The 9,829-nt window shown below is 43.6% G+C and carries 9 protein-coding genes; 5 read left to right on the top strand and 4 right to left on the bottom strand.

Annotated elements, in window-relative coordinates; all coding sequences use genetic code 11:
• Window positions 1-59 precede the first annotated feature (59 nt).
• The 4 genes from KHO06_RS09345 (at window position 60) to KHO06_RS09330 (ending at window position 4,611) form a co-directional block, all read left to right on the top strand.
• Complete coding sequence (locus KHO06_RS09345; RefSeq protein ID WP_212581416.1) at window positions 60-1,370, top strand: TolC family outer membrane protein; 1,311 nt, start codon at window positions 60-62, stop codon at window positions 1,368-1,370.
• A 3-nt stretch (window positions 1,371-1,373) separates the two neighbouring features.
• On the top strand, window positions 1,374-1,988 hold the full coding sequence (locus KHO06_RS09340; protein ID WP_045401571.1) for an OmpA family protein: 615 nt from the start codon (window positions 1,374-1,376) through the stop codon (window positions 1,986-1,988).
• Between the two features lie 112 nt (window positions 1,989-2,100).
• Window positions 2,101-2,454, top strand: a complete 354-nt coding sequence (locus tag KHO06_RS09335; RefSeq protein WP_005426565.1) for a DUF2750 domain-containing protein — start codon at window positions 2,101-2,103, stop codon at window positions 2,452-2,454.
• 189 nt (window positions 2,455-2,643) lie between these two features.
• Window positions 2,644-4,611: a GGDEF domain-containing protein gene (locus KHO06_RS09330; protein WP_212581415.1), complete on the top strand. Its 1,968-nt coding sequence runs from the start codon at window positions 2,644-2,646 to the stop codon at window positions 4,609-4,611.
• On the opposite strand, the gene queC is transcribed toward KHO06_RS09330, so the two are convergent.
• Both queC and queE read right to left on the bottom strand, forming a co-directional pair.
• Window positions 4,568-5,266: a 7-cyano-7-deazaguanine synthase QueC gene (gene queC / locus KHO06_RS09325; protein WP_045367251.1), complete on the bottom strand. Its 699-nt coding sequence runs from the start codon at window positions 5,264-5,266 to the stop codon at window positions 4,568-4,570. The two genes, KHO06_RS09330 and queC, sit on opposite strands and share 44 nt — an antisense overlap.
• 14 nt (window positions 5,267-5,280) lie before the next feature.
• The gene (gene queE / locus KHO06_RS09320) at window positions 5,281-5,931 is read right to left on the bottom strand and encodes a 7-carboxy-7-deazaguanine synthase QueE (RefSeq protein WP_212581414.1); all 651 of its coding nucleotides are present in this window, start codon (window positions 5,929-5,931) and stop codon (window positions 5,281-5,283) included.
• Window positions 5,932-6,095: 164 nt separating this feature from the next.
• On the opposite strand from queE, the gene KHO06_RS09315 reads away from it, so the two are divergent.
• Window positions 6,096-6,902, top strand: a complete 807-nt coding sequence (locus tag KHO06_RS09315) for a Cof-type HAD-IIB family hydrolase (protein ID WP_212581413.1) — start codon at window positions 6,096-6,098, stop codon at window positions 6,900-6,902.
• Between the two features lie 48 nt (window positions 6,903-6,950).
• Here KHO06_RS09315 and KHO06_RS09310 read toward each other — a convergent pair whose 3' ends face one another.
• Together KHO06_RS09310 and KHO06_RS09305 are read right to left on the bottom strand one after the other, a co-directional pair.
• Window positions 6,951-7,460, bottom strand: a complete 510-nt coding sequence (locus KHO06_RS09310) for a hypothetical protein (protein ID WP_212581412.1) — start codon at window positions 7,458-7,460, stop codon at window positions 6,951-6,953.
• Window positions 7,461-7,473: 13 nt separating this feature from the next.
• Window positions 7,474-9,585: an LruC domain-containing protein gene (locus tag KHO06_RS09305; RefSeq protein ID WP_212581411.1), complete on the bottom strand. Its 2,112-nt coding sequence runs from the start codon at window positions 9,583-9,585 to the stop codon at window positions 7,474-7,476.
• Window positions 9,586-9,829 lie beyond the last annotated feature (244 nt).

Here is a 9,829-nt window from a genome sequence, read left to right as displayed (position 1 = left end):
TCAATCAATTCATAAGAATAATTTCTCACCTCTGATATTACTTAATTAGGAGAATCACAGTGAAGTGGACTCGTGCCAACGCCTTTTGCTTAGGTGTGCTCGCGACTAGCCCTGTTTTTGGGCAAACTTTAGAGCAAGCAGTAGAAAATGCGCTTAAGACAAACCCTGACATTAAAAGTGCGTTTAATGAATTCGTGAGTAAGCAGTATGTGAATGAAGCCTCGAGCGGCGCTTACCTCCCTTCGGTAGATCTTGATGCCGGAATTGGGTACGAAGGTATTGACCCAGCAGAATCTGGTAGAGAGTCAACCGATCTGACTCGAAAAGAGGCTACCGTTACGCTCACTCAGTTGATTTGGGATGGCTCTGCGACACTAAACGATATTGATAGAACGGCTGCAGATGCTGAATCTGTGCGATTTCAGTTGCTTGCAGACGCTCAAGACACTGCACTTGAAGTTTCTAAAGTATATTTAGATGCGGTGAAAGCATACGAAATTCTAACGCTTTCGGAGAACAACCTGAAAGTGCATAAAAAAATCTACCAAGACATCAAAAAACGAGTTGATTCTGGTATTGGCTCAACAGCAGACTTAACGCAAGTAGAGGCACGTTTAGCTAAAGCGCACGGAAACCTAGCCGCTGCGCAAAATAACCTGTTCGACAGCCACACTATGTTTACTCGCATTGTTGGTCAAACACCCCAAGGCTTGATATTTCCTCGTGCAGATCAAAACTTCATCCCTTACACAATAGATGATGCGATCGACTTGGCATTTCAAACTCACCCTGTCATTCAAATTTCAATGGCAGATGTGGATTCTGCGAAGTTCCAATATAAGCAATCGAAAGGTACTTACTTCCCAACACTGTCTGTTGAAGCTGCACAAACGTGGCGAGATGATGCTGGAGGTATTGAAGGTCGTGGTGATGAAACGACAGCCATGCTCCGTATGCGCTACAACCTATTTAATGGTGGCAGTGACGCAGCCAACGCCGAGAGCTTTGCTTACCAGTTAAATAAAGCGAAAGATCTGCGCGAACGTGCTTATCGCAATGTTGAAGAAGGTTTGAGACTATCTTGGAGTGCTTTGGACCTTACTCAACAACAGAAGCAGTTCTTGTCTGATCACGTTGATTCTGCATCTCAAACCGTTATCGCGTATGAAAAACAATACCGTATCGGCAAGCGTACCCTACTCGACTTGTTAAACACCGAAAACGAACTGTTTGAAGCTCGTAAAGACTATTTAGATGCAAAATACGCCGAGCAATACGCCAAGTATCGAGTCATGAACGCGACAGGTCAGTTACTCAACGCGTTACGTGTTGATGTCCCAACCGAGTGGAATCATAAGGTGGAGTACTAGAACATGAAAGCAACAAAGATTCTGTTAGCATTAGGCGTTATGTTAACTACTCATCATGTAACCGCTGAAGATGAATACGAGTACACAGAGACTCCGAAAGCCGAGCAAATTGCAGACCTTCAAGATGATGATAATGACGGTGTAATCAACGCTCGTGATCTGTGCCCAGGTACACCGGCAACATCGGAGATCGACAATGATGGCTGTGGTGAGTACATAAAGTCGTCTGAAAAGATGGAAGTGCGCGTACTCTTCGCGAATGATTCGGACGAAATTGACCCCGTATTCCGTCGTCAAATTCGTGAGTTGTCTGAATTCCTGAAAGAATACCCTAGCACATCCATTGAATTGCAAGGCTATGCAAGCAAAGTAGGTGGTGCAGAGCACAACTTAGACTTATCAAAGCGCAGAGCAAACAACGTTCGTGCCGCGCTACTTGGATATGGTATTGAGTCAGATAGAGTCCGCATTGTCGGATTTGGTGATACACACCTCGCCGAACAAGGTACAGACGAAGTGAGCCATGCGCTCAACCGACGAGTGACTGCATCTGTAATCGGTTATAAGGGTGAGATAAAGAAAGAATGGACGATATTCACCGCCCTACCAAAAAGTTAATTTAAGGAGCTTTGGCTCCTTTTCTTTTTTCACTCTCTGGAAACCGTATTATGCTTTAGGAATCGGCGCTTTAGTGTTAATCTAGCCGCGTCATAACAATGAGAGTTTTGAAATGAGCAAACTTACAACAGATATCCAAGCAAACCTTGACCTTTTCGTTGCAGAAACGAAAGAAAACCAACTGGTTTGGGGTCTACGCAATGAAGAAGGTTGGCTATCTTGCGATTCAACTGAGTTCGAAAACAGCGAAGTCATGCCTTTTTGGTCAGCGAAAGAAGACGCACAAGCGCATAACGTTGAAGAATGGGCAGATTTCGAAGTACTAGAAATTCCTCTAGATATCTTTGTTGAAGATTGGCTTCTAACTCTTGCTGAAGATGGCGTTCTTGTTGGTACAAACTGGAACGCACAGTTGGAAGGCAAAGAGGTTGAACCTCAAGACCTAGCGAAACTGTACGTAGGCTAATTCTCCAAGACCTCAGCACCGCGCTGAGGTCTTTCTTCATTACTTACCTTTTCTATGTAAAGCTCGACCGAGCGCATATTTTTCTTCATCCCAATATCTATACCCTTCGGTTTTTGTCACAATGACTCGCTCCCAATTGGTATATCATACTGAACAAAGAATATAAAAATAACATAAGGTTACATCACTATGCGTACGCTGCTTTCTTTGCTTGCATCCCTATTTCTAGGCAGCCAAGCAAACGCAAGTGACACTCAAAATATCACGCAATGGCATGCTGTCTATCAAGCAACGATGAAAACGAATTCAAAGTCTGCGCTTAGTATGCTTCAGGATCGATATCATACGGCAGACTCCAATAGCGAAAAGCTTTACGTCAGTGGATTGATCTATGAGTACATGTCAAACATCGACCAGCCCTACTACGGCAGCAGTCAAATCTTAGAAAATCACTTTGCCAAGCTAGAGTCGAAATACATCCTTGCGCTTTCAGAAAGAAAAAGTGGCGACTACGACACTTCCGTAGACATCTTTACCTCACTTTTGCAAAACGCAAGGCAACATAAAGATGAAGAAACGAAAGCACTAATGAACTATCAACTGTGCTACACCTTGAACCAGCAAGGACAATACCACAAGGCGAACTTCTTTTGCTCTTCATTGAACAAGCACCTAAATCACGACCATCAAGAGAGCATTCCTGCCGATCTAGCGTTACGCGTGATCGCTAACAACTTTGATTTTCGTGGTGAGTATGAGGTCGCTTTACGTTTATACCGCCGTTTATTAACGGAAATGCCTCCTCAAAGCGATCCTACAGGTGTATACAACGATGTAGGAAATTTACTGAGTGAGCTAGGCCAATACGAACAGTCTGAACAATATCTAATACAAGCCCTATTAGCTCGTCAGTTAGATGCTCCACCTTTACAAGTGGCACAGGTCGAACACAGCTTGGCATCAATGTACAGTCGTTCTTCTGACTACGCAAAAGCAATCAGCCATTACAAAAATGCACTCACTTTACTTGCTGAGATGGATTATCCATATGGTAAAGGCCTTACCTATCTTGGTCTCGGGTCTGCTTATGTAAATTCTGGAGACCTAAAAAGCGCAGTTCCGCATATTAAGAAGGCGCTAGAATTAGGCGAAGAGTATGACAACGAAAGATTACAAACCGAAAGTCATCTTGCAGCAGGCTTTGCTTACTTAAAGCACAACGTTTTAGACAAAGCGCTTCAACATGGCGAACTTGCTTTGGCACTCGCGAATAAAAACGCAACGACCGCGCTACAAGCGAAAGCTCAGTTACTCTTGTCTCAGGCATATCAGAAACTAGATGATAATTCCGCTGCCCTTTCTCATTACCAAGAGTACGCTAAATTAGAGTTGGCGAACCGTGATGACAGCAATGTTAAAGCAATTGAAGCGTTGGATTTAACCAAGAGTGAGTACGAATATGACTTGCAACTCGTTAAGATCGATAACGAGAGAAACTTAAAACTACTCGAAATTGAAAAGCTTAGTGAACAGCAACGTGCGTACAACTTCATTATTTTCTGCTTACTTACTGTGTTACTCGTCGTACTGTTTGTGCTGCGTAAAACAAAGATAAAATCTCGTTTAGACCGCCTAACTGGTTCATTAAACCGCAGCACCATTATTGAGAAAATAAGAGCTCAAACTGTCAGTGCTCCAGAAGACATGCGATATGTGTTGGCATTGATAGATTTGGATCACTTTAAGTTGATTAACGATCAACACGGTCACCCTACTGGCGACTTGGTGTTAAAACACGTCTGCAAAGCCATTCAAGCTAAACTAAACAAAGGTGAGTATATTGGGCGTTTAGGAGGAGAAGAGTTTATCTTGTTACTCAAGAATGTTGATGAGATTGATGTGCCATTCCGTATTCAAAGTTTGCATAAAACCATTTCAGAAAAACATATTAAGAGTGAACAAGGCGATTCACTGAGTGTGACAGCAAGCTTGGCCTATCTTTCCACCTCAAAGCCTTTGAGTAACTTTGATGAACTGTATTCGATATTAGACCAAGCTTTGTATCAATCAAAAAGAAACGGGCATAACGCAGTGATTGATGCTTATAACGAGCCTATTGATCTTCCGACTTCTGTTTTTGAATCAACGACTGCATAACGGCATCTTTGTTGTTCAAGTAATCATCTAAGCCCGCTTTGCGCAGGTCGCAAGACGGACAATCACCACAACCATCACCGATGATGCCGTTGTAACAAGTTAACGTGTTTTCGCGGACAAGTTGCAACGCGTCATATTGATCGGCCAACGCCCACGTTTCTGCTTTGTTCAACCACATCAATGGCGTTTTGATTTCAAACTGACGATCCATGCCTTTAACCAACGCGCTATTCATCGCTCTTACAAAGTCATCACGGCAATCTGGGTAACCACTAAAATCTGTTTCACAAACACCCGTAATTACCGTTTCTGCGCCAATTTGGTACGCGTAGATACCAGCAAGAGTCAGGAACAAGATGTTGCGGCCAGGAACGAAAGAGTTCGGTAAACCGTTTTCTTGTAGCTCATGTGAAACTGGAATGTCATCACGTGTCAGAGAGCTGATAGCAAGTTCATTCAGTAGACCAACATCCATCACTTTATGTGCAGCGACACCAAGATCTTTTGCGACTTTCTCTGCCACTTCAATCTCCAGCTTATGACGCTGACCGTAGTCAAATGTAATGGCATGTACTTCGTCAAACTCTTTTAACGCTTGAACCAGACATGTTGTAGAGTCCTGTCCACCACTGAAAACAACCACTGCTTTTTTCATCTTTCTCTCCGAGCTTAAGCAATACTTAGGTATTTATGAGTTTGAACCGACAGACGCCAGTTGCGAGCAACACAGGTATCAATACACAGTTGGGTCGCACGAGGCTTTTGACTGATAGGCTGAAGTGCGATCACTGCCTTCTCACCGATCTCTGCAGACGCCAATAACACATCCAGTTGATCGATGTCTTTTTGGGTGCCAACTGGGTGCTTGATTTCATTTGCGCGTTCTAATGCACTTTTAAGTACTGGCAGTTTCCCTTTCATTGCGACCTTCGGTGACACTGTCACCCACGTACTTTCTGAAGTCACTACCTCTGAAGTACCACTGGTTTCAATTTGGCATTGGCAACCCATTTCTTCAAAAGCAGCCGTCAACGCACGTAAATCATAAATGCATGGTTCACCACCAGTGATCACAATATGCTTAGCATTGAAGCCCTGCTTTTTGTATTCAGCTACGATGTCTTCCGCCGAGGCGAAACACCAGGTTGGAGAATCTTCTGTTTTCACCAAGATATCACCGATTTGGCGCTGGTCTTTCTCTTCTGCGTACCAAGTCTGTTTCGTATCGCACCAAGAGCACCCAACCGGACATTCCTGCAAACGTACAAAAACCGCTGGCACACCAGTGAAAACCCCTTCCCCTTGGATGGTTTCAAACATCTCATTTAGCTTATACAACGTAGAACTCACTCAACTCATTATACTTCGAGGCGAAGACCTTAATGGAGAGGCGCACTCAGGTCAATTTAAACCAAAAATAAATTGTTAAAATAGGTTGTTTTGTAGTTTCATACGCAGGTTCCCAATTTTTAAGGTAAGTAAAGATGTACAAACTGATCGCCCTAGACATGGACGGTACGCTGTTAAATAGCGAGAAAGTCATTTCTGAAGAGAACAAACAAGCGATTGCTAAAGCTCGCGAAGCGGGTGTTACTGTAGTCCTTGCCTCAGGCCGCCCTCTGGAAGGAATGCAAGACAAGCTAGACGAGTTGAACATCGACTCAGACAAAGACTTCGTTCTGTACTATAACGGCTCAATGGTGAAGAATATTGGTACGAACGAAATCATCCACCAGCAAATCATCGATGGCAAAGCGGCGAAGAAGATCGCTCGTAAAGCACGAGAACTTGGCGCTTATGTTCACGCATTCAGCCAAGAGCACGGCCTAATCACAGAAGAAAACAACCCTTACACAGACATTGAAGCGAAAATCAACGGTCTTGAAATTACCGAAATGAACTTCGACGCTCTAGAAGATGATCACGGGATCATTAAAGCGATGATGGTTGCAGAGCCAAGCAAACTGACTGAAGTTATCGCGGCGTTACCTGCGGAATTAAAAGAAGAGTTTACGGTAGTGCAAAGCGCGCCTTTCTTCTTAGAATTTTTAAACCCGTCAAGCAACAAAGGTATCGGTGTTTCTGCGATCGTTGAGTACTTGGGTATCGAAGCTGAAGAAGTGATTTGCATGGGTGATGCAGAAAACGATCACCATATGCTTGAATACGCAGGCCTCGGTATTGCTATGGCGAATGCGATGGAAGAGACCAAACGCATCGCAAACTATATTGCCGAAAGTAATGATGACCACGGTGTCGCTAAATCAATTCAGAGGTTTGTTCTTAGCTAAAAATTAAAAGGCCGAGCATTAATTGCTCGGCCTCTCTCGTTCGCGAGATTATAACTGTGCACTCGCGACACCATCAACAACATCGACTTTTTTCTTTATCACTGCGTCTAAGTCCTCTGGGTACCAAACCTCAACCCAAATAGCTGTTTGGTGATTAGGTAACATCACAACACCATTGTAAGATTCACCGTTTTTAACAGGCGTTCTTATTACCTGAGAATTATAATTAATCGACCCATCGGACATATCAGTGTACACCGATAGAAAACCACGAGAGTACTGACTATTGACGACAGATAACTCGACTTTAACTTCTCTTTCAGATTTGAAGTCAAAGTCTTCAGGTACCACAAGGTTAGCAGTAATTCCGGTTGGCTTTTCATCTTGTGCTTGGTCGTCATCCTCTTGAGGTTGTTGATCATCATTTTCAACTTGATCATCATCTTGAGTAACGCCCGCTGGCGGTGTAGACGAACCAGAGCCTGAGTCATCACCTCCTCCACATCCAAAGACGAAGAGAATTGCTAGGACGCTTACTATCCAGTTACGTATTTTCATAATATCCTCCTCATTAATCCGCTGTTGTCCAAGTGTTGCTCGCATCTGGGTTGTTATACCAAGTTGGTTTTGATGAACCACCAGATTCAGCCCACTCCGCAAAGTCAGGATAAGCAATACTTACATCAATGTACTCTGAAGGATGATTCCAATTTGAAGGGATAATAATCCCCCACGGAAGATTGCCACTGGTACGGTAGTATTTACTGGTTGCAGCATCAGAATCATCGTCTGCAGTACCATAGAACCCACTGACCGAGGTACCTCTTGACGTAGGTGCAAAGTCCGCGGTGTGAATCTCTATATCTTTGCCTGGAGGAGTGGTGAAACTATCACCATGGTAACCACCACCGGCGAAGATAAATGGGTCAAAACCACTTAATGTAGGGAAAGAAGAAACTGATGGCTCAGAGCCTGATTTGAAAGGTAGAGAAATACTGAATGTCATCTCTGTTGATTCAAGACTTATGCTACAGCTTGGATTGGTTCGATGGAAACCACACTCAGGGTTAATCGGAATATCACCTTTCAAGTTAGTAGATGCAACTACAACAAGATCCCCTCCAGGAGATGCGACCGATTTGTCTTCACCTGTAAATGGAGAAATGTTACTTCTTGTCACACCATTCTTAGTCACTCTCGCTGTGTCAAGATTTACATCACTTTCAGAAAAACCTTCCAATTTCCAAGCTAGACCATTTTTGTACGAAGCGCCGTAAGCAGTTACTGTTCCTTCTATATCAAAACGTAGTACATTACCGTCTTTGATTACCAGCTTAGAACGGTAATAAGTCACTACGTCATTAAGGTCAAAGTCTCCCATTTCAGGCCAGTTATCTTCAAACGCAGCAGTGTAGTAGTCCGAAGTTTGTATAGTTGTACCTGGATCTGTCACATCGAAGACATAATCCTCAACCTCACCATCACCAGCGTAACCGTCGCTAGGTAAATTGACTAAGCTTGAAACCCTGAATCGTGTTTGCACGTTACCAATCAATGCATCATCGTTTACACGCACAGGAACGACATTGGCACCCGTAGTAACCGCGTGATTCAGAATAATTTGCTCGTCTGCATCAAAACTACCATTCATGTCCCAATCGGCCCAACCCTGAAGATAACCAGTACCAACAACGGTAACGTTAATGAGAGAATCAAGACCTTTTTCAAAGTTAGTCAGAAGCGTAACGCCATCATCATCGTCACCGAGCGCGTCGAAGTCATCACCAGTTGACGCTGCGTTTGGCTGCCCGTCACTTTCTGCATCAATGCTACTACCCATAAACAAAGATGTAGTCACAGCATGCTGCGCACCGTTGTTTGCCAGTAACGTACCATAGCTATCGGGAGCGTCACCAAAGTCGAACTCATCGTTGGTTTCCGTAGGGTTGGTAAAGCCTGATAAATCCCAGTTCCCGTCAAAGGCTGAAAAAATGGCGTTTGGGAAAGGAGAACTCGCGGATGTCTCTGTTTCGAACTGAAGCGTGACTGTTGATGAGTTTTTATACACAAGCTTGACCGCACCAGATGTATTCGCTTCATCAAAGTTGGTACCAGGACCTGTGAAGAGCACCGAGCCGTCAGCCTCTTCAACTGCGGTTAAGCTTGCTGATGATGTACCCGTTTGATAGCTGTAGAACCCTTCACTCTTGAAAACTCTAAGTTGTTCAGATTGAACCGGCTCACCATCAATGTCGTAACCAATAAACTCAAACTCAGGAATCACGTAAGGGACAGAAAATGTTCCGCTCAAGGCTCCAGTGCCATCGAAGAATTCAAATTTATAAACGAGACCTGCTGAACCAGCGGAATTGACTGTGTATAAAAAGCCGATATCACCGTTGGGCTCGGATGAAGTTGTCTGCTTGTAATTTGGAGTGTGGAATAAAAAGGTCGCATCCCCAAATGTGTTACTGGACACTTTGGCATCAATGGTTTTGCCATCATGCGTACCGACATTAATAAAGTGCATGTCTGCGCCACTGTAGCTCGGCCCCAGTTGCGCATCAGTACCGTCAGTCGTCTCCTGATGATTAGAAAAGTCGAGATCGACAGTTTCACTCATCACGTTAGGACTAACAACACCCAGTAGACAAGCGAGCGTAATATTGTATTTCGCTATCATAATTTGTCTCTCTTAGTTGATGTGGATCGTGATAAATGCATAAATCCGTTTTGCATGACATCCAACAACCAGCAAAAGCTTCTCAGTTTTGTGCAAGCTAAAATGCAACAGATTTCCTACATATTCACAGAGAGCAAATATGACGCCAATTATTGCCTAAAAATTAAACCCTTATAAATCAGCACTTTAATTAAAACCATCAAGAAACACGACACAAATGTTACTTTGACTCTTTATTTGAATT

The sequence above is a fragment of the Vibrio sp. B1FIG11 genome (genome assembly GCF_905175335.1).
GTDB classification, from domain to species: domain Bacteria; phylum Pseudomonadota; class Gammaproteobacteria; order Enterobacterales; family Vibrionaceae; genus Vibrio; species Vibrio campbellii.
This window is presented reverse-complemented; position numbering and strand designations above follow the sequence as displayed.

Bases quoted from the DNA above. Each gene is read 5' to 3' on its own strand.
- KHO06_RS09340 (WP_045401571.1), top strand. From the start codon at position 1,374: ATGAAAGCAACAAAGATTCTGTTAGCATTAGGCGTTATGTTAACTACT.
- KHO06_RS09335 (WP_005426565.1), top strand. From the start codon at position 2,101: ATGAGCAAACTTACAACAGATATCCAAGCAAACCTTGACCTTTTCGTT.
- KHO06_RS09330 (WP_212581415.1), top strand. From the start codon at position 2,644: ATGCGTACGCTGCTTTCTTTGCTTGCATCCCTATTTCTAGGCAGCCAA.
- queC (WP_045367251.1), bottom strand. From the start codon at position 5,266: ATGAAAAAAGCAGTGGTTGTTTTCAGTGGTGGACAGGACTCTACAACA.
- queE (WP_212581414.1), bottom strand. From the start codon at position 5,931: ATGTTTGAAACCATCCAAGGGGAAGGGGTTTTCACTGGTGTGCCAGCG.
- KHO06_RS09315 (WP_212581413.1), top strand. From the start codon at position 6,096: ATGTACAAACTGATCGCCCTAGACATGGACGGTACGCTGTTAAATAGC.
- KHO06_RS09310 (WP_212581412.1), bottom strand. From the start codon at position 7,460: ATGAAAATACGTAACTGGATAGTAAGCGTCCTAGCAATTCTCTTCGTC.
- KHO06_RS09305 (WP_212581411.1), bottom strand. From the start codon at position 9,585: ATGATAGCGAAATACAATATTACGCTCGCTTGTCTACTGGGTGTTGTT.